This window comes from Paenibacillus sp. FSL R5-0490 (genome assembly GCF_001956215.1).
In the GTDB taxonomy this organism is placed as follows: Bacteria; Bacillota; Bacilli; order Bacillales; family Cytobacillaceae; genus Cytobacillus.
Map to the genome: position 1 here is coordinate 1 of NZ_MRTQ01000045.1, position 15,638 is coordinate 15,638.

The 15,638-nt window shown below is 41.5% G+C and carries 14 protein-coding genes and 1 tRNA gene; 10 read left to right on the plus strand and 5 right to left on the minus strand.

All coding sequences use genetic code 11. The annotated features are described in order from the left end of the window. Positions 1 to 241 precede the first annotated feature (241 nt). Together BK139_RS22985 and BK139_RS22990 are read left to right on the plus strand one after the other, a co-directional pair. Positions 242 to 1,591: a glucose-6-phosphate isomerase gene (locus tag BK139_RS22985; RefSeq protein WP_076263442.1), complete on the plus strand. Its 1,350-nt coding sequence runs from the start codon at positions 242 to 244 to the stop codon at positions 1,589 to 1,591. A 134-nt stretch (positions 1,592 to 1,725) separates the two neighbouring features. Further along, entirely contained in the window at positions 1,726 to 2,133 is a 408-nt protein-coding gene (locus BK139_RS22990; RefSeq protein WP_076263444.1) for a YugN-like family protein, read from the plus strand. On the opposite strand, the gene BK139_RS22995 is transcribed toward BK139_RS22990, so the two are convergent. The 3 genes from BK139_RS22995 to BK139_RS23000 all read right to left on the minus strand — a co-directional run bounded on the left by BK139_RS22995 (position 2,130) and on the right by BK139_RS23000 (position 4,963). Continuing rightward, positions 2,130 to 3,122, minus strand: coding sequence for a potassium channel family protein (locus BK139_RS22995; RefSeq protein WP_076263447.1), 993 nt, complete (start codon positions 3,120 to 3,122; stop codon positions 2,130 to 2,132). The two genes, BK139_RS22990 and BK139_RS22995, sit on opposite strands and share 4 nt — an antisense overlap. A 78-nt stretch (positions 3,123 to 3,200) precedes the next feature. Then, complete coding sequence (locus BK139_RS24220) at positions 3,201 to 3,350, minus strand: hypothetical protein (protein WP_175609186.1); 150 nt, start codon at positions 3,348 to 3,350, stop codon at positions 3,201 to 3,203. A gap of 254 nt (positions 3,351 to 3,604) precedes the next feature. Next, positions 3,605 to 4,963: a M28 family peptidase gene (locus BK139_RS23000; protein ID WP_076263450.1), complete on the minus strand. Its 1,359-nt coding sequence runs from the start codon at positions 4,961 to 4,963 to the stop codon at positions 3,605 to 3,607. Positions 4,964 to 5,291: 328 nt separating this feature from the next. Here BK139_RS23000 and BK139_RS23005 point away from each other — a divergent pair, with 328 nt between their 5' ends. From BK139_RS23005 to cydS, 7 genes are all read left to right on the plus strand, one after another. Continuing rightward, on the plus strand, positions 5,292 to 7,109 hold the full coding sequence (locus BK139_RS23005; RefSeq protein ID WP_076263453.1) for a Xaa-Pro dipeptidyl-peptidase: 1,818 nt from the start codon (positions 5,292 to 5,294) through the stop codon (positions 7,107 to 7,109). A 377-nt stretch (positions 7,110 to 7,486) separates the two neighbouring features. After that, positions 7,487 to 8,101, plus strand: a complete 615-nt coding sequence (locus BK139_RS23010) for a serine/threonine protein kinase (protein WP_076263455.1) — start codon at positions 7,487 to 7,489, stop codon at positions 8,099 to 8,101. 70 nt (positions 8,102 to 8,171) lie between these two features. Next, positions 8,172 to 8,816, plus strand: coding sequence for an SDR family oxidoreductase (locus BK139_RS23015; protein ID WP_076263458.1), 645 nt, complete (start codon positions 8,172 to 8,174; stop codon positions 8,814 to 8,816). Between the two features lie 97 nt (positions 8,817 to 8,913). Then, complete coding sequence (locus tag BK139_RS23020) at positions 8,914 to 9,924, plus strand: DUF3231 family protein (protein ID WP_076263460.1); 1,011 nt, start codon at positions 8,914 to 8,916, stop codon at positions 9,922 to 9,924. A gap of 309 nt (positions 9,925 to 10,233) precedes the next feature. Continuing rightward, positions 10,234 to 11,580 carry a cytochrome ubiquinol oxidase subunit I gene (locus BK139_RS23025; protein ID WP_076263463.1) on the plus strand — a complete coding sequence of 449 codons (1,347 nt, stop codon included), beginning with the start codon at positions 10,234 to 10,236 and terminating at the stop codon, positions 11,578 to 11,580. Then, on the plus strand, positions 11,577 to 12,602 hold the full coding sequence (locus tag BK139_RS23030; protein ID WP_076263465.1) for a cytochrome d ubiquinol oxidase subunit II: 1,026 nt from the start codon (positions 11,577 to 11,579) through the stop codon (positions 12,600 to 12,602). The genes BK139_RS23025 and BK139_RS23030 overlap by 4 nt, the downstream gene beginning before the upstream one ends. Positions 12,603 to 12,613: 11 nt before the next feature. Beyond that, entirely contained in the window at positions 12,614 to 12,715 is a 102-nt protein-coding gene (gene cydS, locus BK139_RS24620) for a cytochrome bd oxidase small subunit CydS family protein (RefSeq protein WP_373682887.1), read from the plus strand. A gap of 50 nt (positions 12,716 to 12,765) precedes the next feature. Here cydS and BK139_RS23035 read toward each other — a convergent pair. Continuing rightward, positions 12,766 to 12,838: transfer RNA gene (locus BK139_RS23035), tRNA-Ala, on the minus strand. Positions 12,839 to 12,905: 67 nt separating this feature from the next. Then, positions 12,906 to 13,604 carry an MgtC/SapB family protein gene (locus tag BK139_RS23040; protein WP_048011874.1) on the minus strand — a complete coding sequence of 233 codons (699 nt, stop codon included), beginning with the start codon at positions 13,602 to 13,604 and terminating at the stop codon, positions 12,906 to 12,908. Between the two features lie 131 nt (positions 13,605 to 13,735). Here BK139_RS23040 and BK139_RS23045 point away from each other — a divergent pair, with 131 nt between their 5' ends. Beyond that, a complete protein-coding gene (locus BK139_RS23045) occupies positions 13,736 to 14,650 on the plus strand; it encodes a DMT family transporter (protein ID WP_076263467.1) in 915 nt (304 codons plus the stop codon). Positions 14,651 to 15,638 lie beyond the last annotated feature (988 nt).

The window sequence follows — 15,638 nt, forward strand, 5'->3', positions numbered from 1 at the left end:
CGATTGTTCGAAGCGATAGCGGAGATCTTAGCGACACTAGAACGCGACTAACAATCAGTGGGGGATAAGGAAAACCCCCACTGATTGAAGTTTCACTTTATGTGTAAAAAATATGTCAAAATTGGACACGCTTACAATAAAGGATGATTCTTGATTAACTTTGATGCTTTCGTTAAAGTGGAATAGAGATGACAGCCATTGATAACAGCTGTTTAAATTTGAGAAAAATTGGAGGACATTCATGACACACGTTCGTTTTGATTATTCAAAAGCACTTCCTTTTTTTGGCGAACATGAAATTACATATTTGCAGGATGCAGTGAAGGTTGCTCACCACTCCCTTCATGAACAAACTGGAGCTGGCAGCGACTATTTAGGCTGGATCGATCTGCCTTCAAACTACGATAAAGAAGAGTTCTCCCGCATTCAAAAAGCGGCTGAGAAAATTAAGTACGATTCCGATGTTCTTATTGTCATTGGAATTGGAGGCTCCTATCTTGGAGCGCGTGCGGCTATAGAAATGCTTCAGCACAGCTTCTATAATGCACTTCCAAAAGAAAAGCGCGGTACTCCTCAGGTACTGTTTGCCGGCAACAATATCAGTTCTTCATACATGAAGGATTTAATGGATCTGCTTGAAGGAAAAGATTGGTCTATTAATGTGATCTCCAAATCAGGCACAACAACTGAGCCGGCATTGGCTTTCCGTATTTTCCGCAAAATGCTCGAGGAAAAATATGGTGTGGAAGAAGCGCGTAAACGAATTTATGCTACGACCGACAAAGCGAGAGGTGCTTTAAAAACTCTTGCGAAAGAAGAAGGCTACGAATCATTTATTATTCCTGATGATGTAGGAGGCCGCTATTCTGTTCTGACAGCAGTAGGTCTTTTGCCGATAGCTGTCAGCGGTGCAAGCATTGAAGATATGATGAACGGTGCTGCACAGGCGCGCGAAGACTTCAGCAAATCTGAGCTTCAGGAGAACACAGCCTATCAGTATGCTGCTGTCCGCAATGTTCTTTATAACAAAGGCAAAACGATTGAAATGCTGATCAACTATGAACCAGGTCTTCAATATTTTGCAGAGTGGTGGAAGCAGCTGTTCGGTGAAAGTGAAGGAAAAGACCAGAAAGGAATTTTCCCTTCATCAGCTAACTTCTCCACTGATCTTCATTCATTAGGCCAGTATGTGCAGGAAGGCCGCCGGGACCTTTTTGAAACGGTTATCAAGGTGGAAGAATCACGCCATGAACTTACCATTGAAGAGGCTGAAAATGATCTTGATGGATTGAACTATCTTGCGGGTGAGACTGTCGATTTTGTGAATAACAAAGCTTTTGAAGGAACCATGCTTGCCCACACAGATGGCGGAGTGCCAAACCTGATCGTTTCCATTCCAAAAATGGATGCCTATACATTTGGCTATCTGGTTTACTTCTTTGAAAAAGCCTGTGCAATGAGCGGCTATCTTCTGGGAGTAAATCCATTTGACCAGCCTGGTGTTGAAGCATACAAAGTGAACATGTTTGCCCTTTTGGGTAAACCAGGATTTGAAGAGAAAAAAGCTGAACTTGAAAAGAGATTGAAGTAATAGTGAGAAGCGTCTGCCTGCGGGCAGGCGTTTTTTATTGGAGAAGACAAGTTCCATCTAATTCCTAACATCGCATTCATGATATCCACCACTTTGGAGAAACTAAGCAAAAAGCGAAAAAGGGGATGGATTCAGTGATTGAGATACCTTCAAAAGTGGAAGGAAAGCATTTTGATTTATATAAGCTGGAGCAGGCTTTGAAGCCGATTGGCTATTCGATTGGCGGGAACTGGGATTATGATCACGGTTCTTTTGACTATAAAATTGATGATGAGGTGGGGTACCAGTTTTTAAGGGTCCCATTTAAGGCAATTGATGGGCAGCTTGATGACCCAAGCTGTACGGTGGAGACAGGCAGGCCATTTCTGCTTTCCCATAAGTACCAGCGCGGTCTTGATGACCACGCCTATACCGGAAATTTCAGCGCCTCCTTTGATCAATTCTCGGAGCCAGTGGATAAGGACGCCAGTTTTCCGAAGGAATTCATTGATCTCGGGAAAGCACTTGTCGAAGAGCTTGAATCCATATTAATAAGAGATTAACCGAGTATAACAATCAGCTGATCCTGCTGAAGAATTTTAAAAGGCTGGGGAGGATTAACCAGAGTTTCCTCCCCTCTTTTAACACCTAAAAGGAGGATGCCTTCATTCATAAGCTCTGCACTAAGTTCAGCAAAGGTTTTATTTTCAATTTCTTCCGATGCAGGCTGAAACGTTAATTTTCGTTTATCAAGCTGTCCCAGCAAATCAAGAAAAGAAGTAACGAGCTCCTGGGAAGAAATGCTGTTGATCATAACGAAGCTTGTGAGCACATTCGTCTGGACAATTTCATCAGCACCCGCTCTTTTGGCATTTGCTGCCTGTTCAGAAGTTAATATTTCCACGATGCATTGAACATCCCGATTCAACCCTTTGATTGCCAATAAGGTTAAGATTGAATTCATATCAGCATGCAATTCATCTTTATTCTGATCTGCTGTTATGATTACTTTTTGCGCATCAAATATATTTGCTTTCATAAGGACATCATCTCTGTTAGCGCGTCCCTGAATAAAATGTACATTATTATGGGGGACAGGATTTGATTTTAATGTTTCATCGATTAAAGCAATGGAATGGTTCATCCCATCGCCCCCGAGTGTATTTACGATCTCCCGTGCACGTTCATTCCAGCCGATCACAACAATATGATTTTTGCCCCGATATTCAACTTTACCTTCCAAAAAGTCATTCTGCCGGGTCACTGCAGCTGTTGCGAGGGAAATAAAATATGTAGACAGAAAGCCCGCTCCTGTTAAAATAAGCGCAATACCTATAATGCGCCCGGCTGTGCTTGTCGGATATAAATCCCCAAATCCCACGGTGGAAGCAGTAACCACAGCCCACCAGATTCCATCAAAAAAAGTCGGAAAGGAGGAGGGTTCGATAATATGTATTAATCCGCCAAAAAGAAAGATCACCAACAGGGCAATCAACAAAATCCTGATTACTAAAGGCAGACGGATGAAACTGTAATAAATTTGCTGTGGCATAAAACATCACTCCTAATAAAAAACATGTGTGTTTAAAATGTTATTAAAATATAAAAAAAAGCCATGCCACGTATATACTTAATTAAGTATATCGTCTATTGCACGGCTCAGCAGTTGAATATCCTTTGATATTTCATTTTTCACGTCGTCAATCTCGCACCTTTCATATTCATCCATGAGAAGGGAGAGTTCTCTCTTTAGTATGACAGCCTCGTGTTCAAAATCCATGATGACTCCCTCCTTTAGGGATATAAAGGACTAACAGGCAGTTAGTTAATTTATTTATTTGTAATGTTACAATTATGTTACCCGAATTCTTTACAATTTAAACGGCAAAAACGTCTAAATATTAAACATGAAATTTAGAACGAATATAGTCTACCCTCTTATTTTGCATGTAAACCCAATGGCGTTAATAAATAGCTGGCAAGTAAAAAACAAAAAAATCCTCGTGATATTTCCGAGGATTCATTGAGACAATTCTATTTTCGGATTAAGCTGTAAACTGAAGCGCCAATTAGATTTCCGGCTTCTTTCATCCGCTCGGCGCTAATGTGCTCGATGGAATCCAGCGGTGTATGGTAATACGGCTCAAGATTGGCTGTGACAGGCTCGCGCCTGATAAAATTAACAGCTGGAATGCCTGCATCATGAAAAGAAACATGGTCGGATGCGCCCCGTTGATAAAGTACTAATTCAGAGGGTGTGCCAATGCGTCCGGCAGTGGCAAGAGCAGTTTCTGTTGCAATATTTGCCTGGCCATCAAGGGTATTCATGTAAATCGCGGTTGCATTTTCCCATGCTGTACCTACCATATCCATATTGAAATTTGCAATGCTCCGCTCTTTTTCATTGCCGCTCAGCTGGCTGACATAATACTGAGAACCAAGAAGACCGATTTCTTCTGCACCTACAAATGCAAATCGTAATTCTTTGTCAGCAGGATAACTTTTCAGAACTCTCGCCAGCTCTAAGGCAACAGCAGTACCTGATGCATTATCACTTGCCCCCGGAGCAAATGGGACACTATCGAAATGCGCAGAAATGTGGACAATATCAGCTTCCCCGCCTTTATTAGGTTTAGGGTTCTTGATGGCAATAATGTTTTGCGATTTTATGTTTTGAAATCTCTTTACAGTCAGCGTAACCGTTTTGTTTTGTGCCGCAACATCTTGAAGGAGTGCTTCTCCGCTTGCTTTCGTTATGCTTCCGACAGGAATATTATATGGACCCCCGATTGAAGGATTCATAGGGGCTGGCTGATCCACATTATTGTAAATAAGGACCCCTGCAGCACCGGCATTTACTGCATTTAATACTTTTTCAGAGAACGTAATTTCTCCTCGTGAAATCAGTGCTATTTTTCCTGATGCTTCCTCCGTGAAATCAGCTGCCTTTCCTAATCCGGCATCATATAATCCAGAGGTAATTCCTTCTTCAGCTGTCGATCCTGACCCGGAAGGAATAGTTATAAGAACCTCCTTCAAATCACTGGTGTGCAAACCTCCCGCCATTTTATCAGGAATGCTGAACTCTTGTGTTTCGACTGTGTATCCATATGATTCAAGGCGTTGGCGAATGAAATTTGCCGCCTCTTTTTCCGCATCAGTTCCTGCAGCCCGCGGCCCGATGGTTTCTGATAAATACCTGACATCCTCCATCATGCGAGCTGTATCTATCCTTGCGATAACCTTCTGATCAAACGCTTTTGAGCCGGGATGTTCAGTTTGGCTTTGTGCTGCTTCAGCAGTCTGTACAAATTGTACAGGCACCCCATATAAACTTGAAGCTGTCAGAACTGCCGCAAGCATGACAGAAGAAGCTTTCTTTCCAACTTTCATCTTTTATTCCCCCTCGACTGGTAGTCCAGCTATATGTATTCGCTTACATAGCTCTGCTTCCTTTTAATAGAGAGTAAAACGAATCGATTATCCTAGCAGATTTATTAATCCTGGGAGAAAAGGAATATATTTACTTTTAGGATTCGAGGAAATGGTAGCTGTAAAGTGCTACATCTAAGATTCATATTTTTTCAGTCATGACTTTTGGAGGGCTCCGGTGACTTGTTATCACTTTTCTTTTGGAAAATACAGGTCTTTCGACTATCGAAACTTAAGTGATTTTAATATATTCTGAAAATTATAAAGTTTTATAATGGGAGGATTTACTATGAAAAAAGCTGCATTAAAAGTGTTCATAACATCAGCCATCGCTTTCCCGCTGATTGCCGGCGGGGCTTTGCCTTCAACAGGTAAAGACAGCCACACCGCCATTGCCTCAGCTAAAACACAGATTAATGTCGAAAATGGCATGACACAGCCCGTTTTTTCTCTGGACGATGCCATTGTCGAAAGGGTTTTTATTGAAACAGCAACTGACAGTGATCGGGATGGAAAACTGGATCGGGTACGTGCAGATATTATCAGGCCAAAAGAAACAGAGGAAGGGTTAAAGGTACCTGTTATTTATGAAATGAGCCCTTACCGTTCCGGAATTAAAAATGTACCGGTTTATGATGTGGATACAGAACTTAATAGTGTGCCGCGAAAAGGGAAAGACAAGGGTGAAAAGGGAAAACCGCAGGCAAATCTCCCTGGATATTATGATGACTATTTTGTGCCCAGAGGCTATGCAGTTGTTCTGGCGGAAAGCGTAGGGACAGGCCTGTCTGATGGCTGTCCTACAACCGGGGATGAGCATGAAATCCTTGGAACACGGGCTGTAATTGATTGGCTGAATGGAAGGACAAAAGCTTTCAATGCAGAGGGACAGGAAATAAATGCTGATTGGTCAACAGGTAACGTGGGGATGACGGGAGTTTCCTATAATGGAACACTGCCTAATGCTGTGGCTGCCACAGGAGTTGAGGGCCTTAAAACAATTGTGCCTATTGCTGCAATCAGCAGCTGGTATGACTATTATCGTTCAAACGGTGCTGTAATTGCGCCGGGCGGGTATCAAGGTGAAGATGCAGATAATATGGCCGAAGCGATCTTAACCAGGAATAACCCTGAAGCATGCAGGAATGTCATGAAAGAATTAACTGAAGGACAGGACAGGGAAACCGGTGATTATAATGATTTCTGGAGTGAAAGAGATTATACAAAAGATGCTGATCAGGTTAAAGCAAGTGTCTTTATTGTCCATGGATTAAATGACTGGAATGTTAAAACAAAGCATTTTTCAGATTGGTGGCAGGCACTTGGCGAGAATGATGTTCCGAGGAAAATGTGGCTTCACCAGGGCGGCCATTCCAGCCCATACAGCTTCAGACGTGATGTTTGGCTCCCGACTTTAAATAAATGGTTTGATTACTGGCTGTATGATATTAAAAATGATGTCATGAATGAACCGATGGTTGATATTCAAAGAGAGGATAAGACGTGGCATTCAGAGGCCGACTGGCCTGCTAAAGGAACCTTAGGCACGAAATTGCATTTTAAACCGGCTTCAGAAGGAGGCGGCAGCTTAGAATTGCAGCCTGTACCGAATAAGAACAAGAAAAATCAGCATTTTGTGGACGATGCATCAATTAAGGCTGAAGAGCTGATTCTGAATCATGATGCTCCATTAGCTAATAGGCTCGTCTATTTAACCCCGCCTTTAGAAAACGATATTCGCATGAGCGGGACACCGGAGATTCAGATTCGTGCAAGCATTGATCGGAAAACAGCCAACTTAACAGCCCTCCTTGTAAAATATGGGGAAGGAAAGCCGGAAATTGTTACTAGAGGGTGGATGGATCCGCAAAACCTTCACAGTGAAAATAGATCAACAGGGCTTACACCGAACCGTGAATATACATTTACTTGGGATATGCAGCCGGATGATTATGTGTTTAATGAAGGTGATCGTCTGGGAGTAGTTGTTTTATCAAGCGATTATAATTATACAATTAGACCGGAGGCAGGCACGAAAATAACCATCGATCCGGAAAGAAGCCATATCATGCTTCCTGTGCAGGGTGGAGTTAAAGCATTTAAGTAGAGAAGCAGAGGGATCATTTTCTGGTCCCTCTTTTCTATTTTAGTAGACTATTTTAGGAAAATAGTAGCATTGCCACATTTGAATCAATTTTTGAGGAGTAATTCGTTTTTCCGCGGCCGAATCATTTGACTAATATATGCATACAACATATAATTAAGTTAACAAAATAGTTCGGATTCTTCCTAAAGGGGAGTAGCTTTCAAGTAGAGTCGTCAATACGGGATGTTAAATCTCCGGCTATACTGGCAACAGATGTTGCTTGCGAGACCTTTACCATTTATTTGGTAAGGTCTCTTTTGTTTTTAAGGCGCTGAGACCAATAAATGGCTCAGTGTCTTTTATTTTTTTAGAAGAGTCTGGAACAGGGAGGTTTACTAATGAAACTGTATTATGAGCTTGCAGACAGTGTGAAATTTTCAAGAAGTCTTAATTGGACCAGACTTCTTGAAAAGGACGACAGCCTGGAATTTATTGGGGCGGGGAGAAGTGCCTTTGCTTTTAGGATTAAAGAAACCAATCTTGTATTAAAAGTCTTTTTTCCGGAATTTAAAAGAATTGCCAGGGAGGAAGCAGAGATCTACAGGGCATTGCCTGACCATCCATACTACCCTTCTTTATTTGACTCTGGGGATAACTATATAGTCATTGATTATGTACAGGGGCTCACTCTGTTTGATTGTCTTGCGCAAGGGGTACCAATAAAAGAGGAGACAATAAGAGAAATTGATGAAGCCTTAAAACTGGCGAGGGAAAGCGGGCTAAATCCCTCAGATATTCACCTGCGCAATATTATTCTCACAGAGGATGGGCATATTAAAATCATTGATGTTGCCCGTTTTAAGCAAACGAAGAATTGTACACAGTGGGATGACTTGAAGCATGCGTTCTATAAATTTTACAGAAGAAGATATTTTCCAAAGAAGATCCCTGTATTAATTATGAATACAATTGCGGCTCTTTATAAAAAGCGAATTGTTCGTTTGGGCTCATAAACAGTTCATTTGATAACGCATTTTTCTTTTGAAATAATAAAGTCCATTAAACAGAAAGGGGCAGGTATCCATGAAGGTTCTTATCGTCGGAGCAAACGGGCAAATTGGAAAGCAGCTTGTCAAGCTGATAAATGAAGAGGATAAACATACAGCAAGAGCTATGGTCAGAAAAGAAGAGCAGGTCAGCCAGTTTGAAGAAATGGGAGTGGAAACGGCATTAGCAAGCCTTGAAGGATCAGTTGATGAGTTGGCTGAAGCAGCCAAAGGCTGTGATGCGATTGTTTTTACTGCAGGTTCAGGCGGAAATACCGGCTATGACAAAACTCTGCTGATTGACCTGGACGGAGCCGCAAAAACAATTGAAGCGGCAGAGAAGGCCGGGGTGGACCGGTTTATTATGGTCAGCGCTATCCAGGCAAATAATCGCGATAAGTGGAGTGAAGCGATCAAGCCTTATTACGCTGCAAAGCATTATGCCGACAGAATGTTGGAAAACAGCAGCTTGAACTACACAATCGTACGTCCGGGCGGCCTGACAAATGATCCGGGAACCTGCAAAATTAAAGCGGCGGAAAACTTGGAGCGGGGCTTCATTCCCCGTGAGGATGTAGCTAAGACCCTTTATGCTGTGCTGGATAAGGAAAATACCTATAAGCGGGCATTCGACCTGGTATCAGGCGATGAAGATCCAGAAATGGCAGTGCAAAAAATATAACTCTTTCCCGGTGTGTATGCACCGGGATTTTTATTGGCAAAAAAGAATAAACTTGGCGAGTTTGAACAGATTAATAAGAAAAACAGGAGCCGGCTCAATGGATAAAAAAAAGACAAAGCTAACAACCGCAGAGATATCGGCATTATGGGCTACATATACACAGAACTCAGCCATGATTTGTTTTTATAGCCATTTCATGCAGTATGTGGAGGATAAACATATTAAGGTAAATCTAAAGGAAGCGATGAGCCTCGCTGCTTCCTTTAATAAAAATATAAAAAAAATATTTGCAGAAGAAGAATTCCCTATACCCAAGGGATTTGGAGACGAAGATGTAAATTTGAATGCTCCTCCTCTTTATACGGAATTATTTGCTCTAAGCTTTGTTTACCGGGGCGGACAGATGATTATTGACTTTTATTCCAATGCTCTTACAAAAATCGCAAGGGCAGATATTGTGGAATTCTATGATGGCTGCTTGCGCAAGACCATTGAGCTGTATAAGAAGTCTTTATCGATAATGCTGGAAAAAGGCATCTATGATCGTCCTCCCAAAATCGAGTATCCGGGTTCAGTGGAATTTAAAAAAAATGAACCTTCTCTCCTGAGCAGCTGGTTTGGAAATGGACGCCCGTTAAATTCAATGGAAATGAGTGAATTATTCTTTTCAATCGAACGGAACAGTATTGGTCTTGTGCTTCTTATTGGTTTGATTCAAGTCTCCAGAGACAGGGAAGTTAAAGAATATTTGTTAAAAGGAAAAAAGCTGACGGAGAGGCAAATAGAAACTTTTAATAAATTTCTGAAAGAAGACAATTCATTTGGAATTTATCCAGTTTCACTGGAGGTAACTGCATCAAGAGTTCCCCCTTTTTCCGAGAAGCTGATGCTGTTTATCATTTCTGCTTCCAATCAGGTTGCAATTCCGGCGCTTGCAACTGCTCTGTCTGTATCTATTCGCAAGGATTTGGGCGTTAAGTATACATTATTTATTGGCGAGATTTTGAAGTATGGAAATGAAGGGCTCAAATTGTTGATTGCAAGGGGCTGGATGGAGAATCCGCCTGAATCTGAAGATAGGAAGTCATTCTACAAGTTAGATAAATAAATAATCTGCTGAAACTTGGCATTGGCAAATTCCAATGTCCTATTCGTTTTAATCTATGCTCAAAAGGGAATAGGGAGCTGTAAAGGAATTACATAGTTTCACATATTCCTCATAAAAATGTTGTTTAAGTGTCACAGCTTTTAGGCTGGAGCTGTGGAATAATGTGATGTAGTGAGCATTCAAGAGGAGTGAGTGAATGTATAAAAAACAGGAACGTATTTTGATGTGGCTTGCTTTTACAGTGGCTATCATTATGGGACTTTCTTTTATTGGCCGTATTTTTGCAGGATAGGAAAAGGAGAATGTTAAATGGGAAATGAAGAATCAGTTTTTTTCAGCCGTGTTTTAACAGAGATGACATTATCCTTCCATATCATTTACGCAACCATTGGTGTCGGCATCCCGCTCATGATTATGATAGCGCAGTGGGTGGGAATCAAAAAGCAGGATGAACATTATATTCTGCTCGCCAGAAGATGGACGCGCGGTTTTGTCATTACCGTGGCTGTCGGAGTTGTTACCGGCACTGCCATCGGACTGCAGCTATCTTTGCTGTGGCCTAACTTTATGGAACTTGCCGGCAATGTCATTGCGCTTCCTCTGTTTATGGAGACATTTGCTTTTTTCTTTGAAGCTATTTTTCTGGGGATCTATCTCTATACCTGGGATCGTTTTGAGAATCAGAAGAAGCATTTGCTTTTATTAATTCCAGTGGCCATTGGGGCATCATTCTCAGCAATTTTCATTACAATTGTAAATGCATTTATGAACGCGCCGCAGGGATTTGATATTGTGAATGGGCAGCTTGTTAATGTTAACCCGGTACTGGCGATGTTCACTCCTGCCATGCCGACAAAGGTTGCGCATGTGCTTTCCACTGCGTATATGACATCAGCGTTTGTTCTGGCATCAATAGGTGCTTATCGCCTTTTGAAAGGATCGAATCATATTTATCATAAGAAGGCCTTAATGCTAACAATGAAAATCGGATTGATTTTCTCAATCGCTACAGCGGTAATTGGTGACTTCTCGGGAAAATACCTTGCAGAATACCAGCCTGAAAAACTGGCTGCTGCTGAGTGGCATTTTGAAACAGAAGAAGGGGCGCCGTTAATGCTATATGGTGTTCTTGATGACGGTGAAGTGAAGTATGCCATTAAGATTCCATATGCACTCAGCATTCTTGCACACAGCAATCCGAATGCTGAGGTGATCGGACTCGATCAATTCCCTGAAGATGAAATTCCGCCGCTTTATATTCATTATTTATTTGACCTTATGGTGACCATCGGCATGTGGATGACGGCACTATCACTCATCTATGTTCTGGGCACCTGGTTTAAAATGCGCTTTGTTTCGGCGAAATGGTTCCGCTGGCTAATTGTTCTTGGCGGGCCATTATCGATCATTGCGATTGAAGCGGGATGGTGGCTTGCGGAGGTGGGCCGGCAGCCGTGGATTCTCCGGGGTATTATGCGTACTGAAGATGCTGCCACTTCAAGCGGCCAGGTAGACCTTATGCTTCTGCTGTTTGCAGGCTTATATCTCGTGCTGGCAATCGGAAGTTTTATTGTCCTCACCAGAATGTTCCGCAAAAATACGGTTGAGCAGGAATTGGCTGACCGTGAACTGGAGAAAGAAGGTGAGCTTCGATGACGCTTGAGATCCTCGGTATTTCCGTCTTATGGCTGTTTCTATTCGGCTATGTCATCGTTGCGTCTATTGATTTTGGAGCAGGATTTTTCAATGCATACAGCCTGTTTCGCGGAAAACAGCATATTTTAACGCGAATTATACAGCGCTATTTATCACCGGTTTGGGAAGTTACAAATGTATTCCTGGTGTTCTTCTTTGTTGGCATTGTCGGATTCTTTCCAAAAACAGCCTACTATTATGGAACGATTCTGCTGGTGCCGGCAAGCATTGCAGTAGTCCTGCTTGCCATTCGCGGTTCTTATTATGCTTTTACCACCTACGGCGGGCTTAGACAAAAAAGATGGACCTATCTGTACGGGCTTTCAGGTCTTTTTATTCCTGCATCCCTGTCCATAGTCCTGACCATTTCAGAAGGCGGATTCGTTAGTGAGAGTCCCGTGGGACTGGAGCTTGACTATTGGACATTGTTCACCAGCCCGCTGACATGGAGTATTGTTGTGCTGAGTATAACAGCAGTACTTTATATTTCAGCAGTGTTCCTGACATGGTATGCCAATAAAGCAAACGATGAACCGGCTGCAGAACTGCTGAGAAAATACGCACTTATTTGGGCAGTGCCTGCTATCGTTACAGCGGCAGGCATCATTGTCGAACTGAGGGATCACAACCCTGAACATTTCAGCAGATTAATGAACCTGTGGTGGCTGTTCGGCATCTCATTCCTGCTCTTTGCGGGAACGGTTTATCTAATATGGAAGAGAAGGTACTACGGCCTTGCATTCGGGCTGCTGACAGGGCAATTCTTTGTGGCTTTCTTTGCCTATGGGATCTCACATTATCCGTATCTGCTCTATCCATACCTGACCATATATGATGGTTTCACAAACGAAGCTATGGCCATCGCACTGGTCATTGCTTTTATAGCAGGATTGGGTTTGCTGCTGCCGTCCCTTTATCTGCTGCTCAGGCTGTTTCTTTTCAATAAAGACTATGTTCAGGGGAAGCGTGACGACCATGCATAGGAGGGGAAATCATGGCTGAATTTGTTATGTTTTATGCACCTTTTATCGTGATCTTTGGTTCCATCGCTGCTGCTTTTTGGCTGGCCGGAAAGGATGAAAGAGTAGAGGAATAACAGAAAAAAAGCTGCAGGGCCAATTTTGGCCTTGCAGCTTTTCTTAGTTATGGAGAATAGGGGGCTCGAACCCCTGACCTCAACGCTGCCAGCGTTGCGCTCTCCCAGCTGAGCTAATCCCCCGGGTGGTGGTACAAGAAAAATTATAACCACATCGGGGCTATCTTGCAAGAGGAATTATTAAAAAATTTTACTGCATACTATCGATTTCCATGCACTGGACTCCAGGAATACTTGAAACACTGTAATATACATCAGTGGTTCTTCTTTTGTAGTCGACGGCGACAATCAGCTGTACAAGATGCAGATTCTCATCCTCCAAATCTTTAATGCGAATATGTTTAATAGATATATCAAGGTCTTTTACCGCTGGGATGATGTCTGCGATATTTTCTTTATCCCTTACTTTCAGCTGCAGGTTTATCTCTTTTTCCCTTAAACGTTTAGGACCAATTAAGCCCATTATAAAAGGAATTACTTCTACTGAAATAATCAGCAGTGCTACTCCAGCCATTGCTTCAATATAAAAGCCTGCTCCTACAGCAATTCCAATCCCTGCTGCCCCCCAGATTAAAGCAGCTGTTGTAAGACCCGAAATGCTATCATTTCCTCGTCTTAAAATAACGCCTGCACCCAAAAAGCCAATTCCTGAAACAATTTGGGCAGCCAAACGCAGAGGATCCATCGTAATGTTGATGTCATCATTACCGGGAAACATATAGGCTGATTCAATAGACACAATGGTCAAGAGGCAGCTTACTATGGAAATAACTAAGCTGGTCTTTAGGCCGACCGGCTTTCTTTTTAATTCTCTCTCCAGGCCGATAACAAGCCCCAGGACTGCTGATATGCCCAGCTTCATTAATATTTCTATCTCTAAACTGCTCATAATATCTCCCGCTTTTTAAAGTATTATATATCCAAAATAGGATCTAATAAAACCGTAGTAAAAGATTGGCTATCCGTTGTAAAATGAAATATACCCTCATTATTAGGAAACCGAAACAAGGAGTATAAAAAATGTCTAAAACCAAAATAAATCCCTATGTTGCCCTGGCCATTGGCGTCATTTCTGTCTCTACTTCCGCTATATTGGTGAAGGTATCCAGCGCTCCATCTGGAGTCATTGCTTTTTACAGATTATTTTTTTCTGTTCTTTTCATGTTGCCTGTATTTCTTATAAAGTATGTTCCGGAACTTCGTCTTATTACAAGGCGGGATTGGATCTATTCCATCATTGCCGGTGTGTTTCTTGCCTTCCATTTTATTCTATGGTTTGAGTCGCTGAACTACACCTCTGTAGCCAGTTCTACAGTTCTTGTGACTCTTCAGCCACTTTTTGCGTTTGCAGGTACATATTTCTTCTTTAAAGAAAAGTTTACCTGGAAAGCAATACTTAGCGGGCTTCTCGCAATTGCAGGCAGTGTTATTATCAGCTGGGGAGATTTTCAGATCAGCGGGACTGCTTTGTTCGGGGATATACTGGCAATCATTGCATGTGCCCTTGTGACGGCTTACTTAATGTTTGGCCAGACAGTCAGAAAAAGGCTTTCGCTCATCACTTATACTTTTGTTGTTTACAGTATTAGCGCTATTACATTGTTCATTTATGTGTTAATCGCCGGAGAACCTTTACTCCCGTATGGAACCAGTGATTGGGTATATTTTATCCTGCTCGCACTTGTTCCCACCCTGCTCGGACATACATTATTCAATTGGTCAATAAAGTGGCTCAGCACTTCCACCATTTCTATGGCCATCTTATTCGAGCCGGTTGGTGCTGCTGTTTTAGCTTATTATTTGCTTCATGAGTCTATTATATGGACACAAGTTCTTGGGGGAACAATTGTAATTGGAGGAATAACTCTCTTCTTATTAGATGAGAGAAGGATTCGAATGAAAGAATTGAAGAAAAAAACAACGGTTTCCGGATAAAAGGGAGCTGTCTACAGGCATATTAGTGAAAAAATCTCCCTGAAGCGGGGAGATTTTTTTTATCTGAATACATAGGTCAGAGCTGAAAAAATAAATGCAGCTGTAACAGAAAAGATGAAGGTGCCTCCGTAGACCTCTTCATCTGAGTCTGCAATTTTAATTCCCTCTGCATAAGCATAAGCAAACAAAAATACGGCCATGATTACTGATAGGTATAGTGCTGCGGTTTCCAGTATGATTCACACCTTCCGTTTAAAGTAGAGTTAATAGATATTATGAAAATTAACTCAAACTATTACTATTTCTTCTTTATATCGATTATATTTTAACTTTGAGTTTGTACTTCAATAAGCAGCTATTAAAATTACTTATAAATTTATTATTCTTTATGGTTGCTTTTAAAACTGTGGAAAAGTGAACAAAGTTATCCACAGACTGTGCGTAACTCTGTTGACAACTGAAATAATAAGTATTTTGCAGTGGATAAGTATGTGGGCATGTCTGATATAGCTGTCGAATAATATGATATTGATATAACTTACTTTTGAAAGTTCAAGGTAAATACGCATTAATTTAGCTTGTAGAACTTGCACCTATTATGAGATCCGGGTGCAGATTAGTTAGATTTTCTGCCGCTTCAATAAAGGTGCAATCTAATAATTGGTTCCAAATCAATCGTTTAATAGAGATGAGATTAAAAACAAAATGCATCGAAGATATAAAGATAAACATTTTTTAAAAATTATATTGCAAACATTTAATGAGTCATGGTATATTAATTCTTGTCCTCAACGAGGCAAGTTGAACAGATAAAAAACATTTTCAAAAAGTTGTTGACTTGTTTTTGGATGACATGTTATATTGATAAAGTCGCTTCTGAGCGATTAGGTAAAATATAACAAGAGGAATTGATCTTTGAAAACTGAACGAACAAAACGTCAACGTTTAAATCATTAGTCTTTTTCGAAAAGACAAACGAGCTTAATCA

Coding starts and splice junctions, on each gene's coding strand:
- BK139_RS22995 (WP_076263447.1), bottom strand. CDS start 3,122: ATGCCACAGCAAATTTATTACAGTTTCATCCGTCTGCCTTTAGTAATC.
- BK139_RS23000 (WP_076263450.1), bottom strand. CDS start 4,963: ATGAAAGTTGGAAAGAAAGCTTCTTCTGTCATGCTTGCGGCAGTTCTG.
- BK139_RS22985 (WP_076263442.1), top strand. CDS start 242: ATGACACACGTTCGTTTTGATTATTCAAAAGCACTTCCTTTTTTTGGC.
- BK139_RS23015 (WP_076263458.1), top strand. CDS start 8,172: ATGAAGGTTCTTATCGTCGGAGCAAACGGGCAAATTGGAAAGCAGCTT.
- BK139_RS23010 (WP_076263455.1), top strand. CDS start 7,487: ATGAAACTGTATTATGAGCTTGCAGACAGTGTGAAATTTTCAAGAAGT.
- BK139_RS23040 (WP_048011874.1), bottom strand. CDS start 13,604: ATGAGCAGTTTAGAGATAGAAATATTAATGAAGCTGGGCATATCAGCA.
- BK139_RS23005 (WP_076263453.1), top strand. CDS start 5,292: ATGAAAAAAGCTGCATTAAAAGTGTTCATAACATCAGCCATCGCTTTC.
- BK139_RS23020 (WP_076263460.1), top strand. CDS start 8,914: ATGGATAAAAAAAAGACAAAGCTAACAACCGCAGAGATATCGGCATTA.
- BK139_RS23030 (WP_076263465.1), top strand. CDS start 11,577: ATGACGCTTGAGATCCTCGGTATTTCCGTCTTATGGCTGTTTCTATTC.
- BK139_RS23045 (WP_076263467.1), top strand. CDS start 13,736: ATGTCTAAAACCAAAATAAATCCCTATGTTGCCCTGGCCATTGGCGTC.
- BK139_RS24220 (WP_175609186.1), bottom strand. CDS start 3,350: ATGGATTTTGAACACGAGGCTGTCATACTAAAGAGAGAACTCTCCCTT.
- cydS (WP_373682887.1), top strand. CDS start 12,614: ATGGCTGAATTTGTTATGTTTTATGCACCTTTTATCGTGATCTTTGGT.
- BK139_RS23025 (WP_076263463.1), top strand. CDS start 10,234: ATGGGAAATGAAGAATCAGTTTTTTTCAGCCGTGTTTTAACAGAGATG.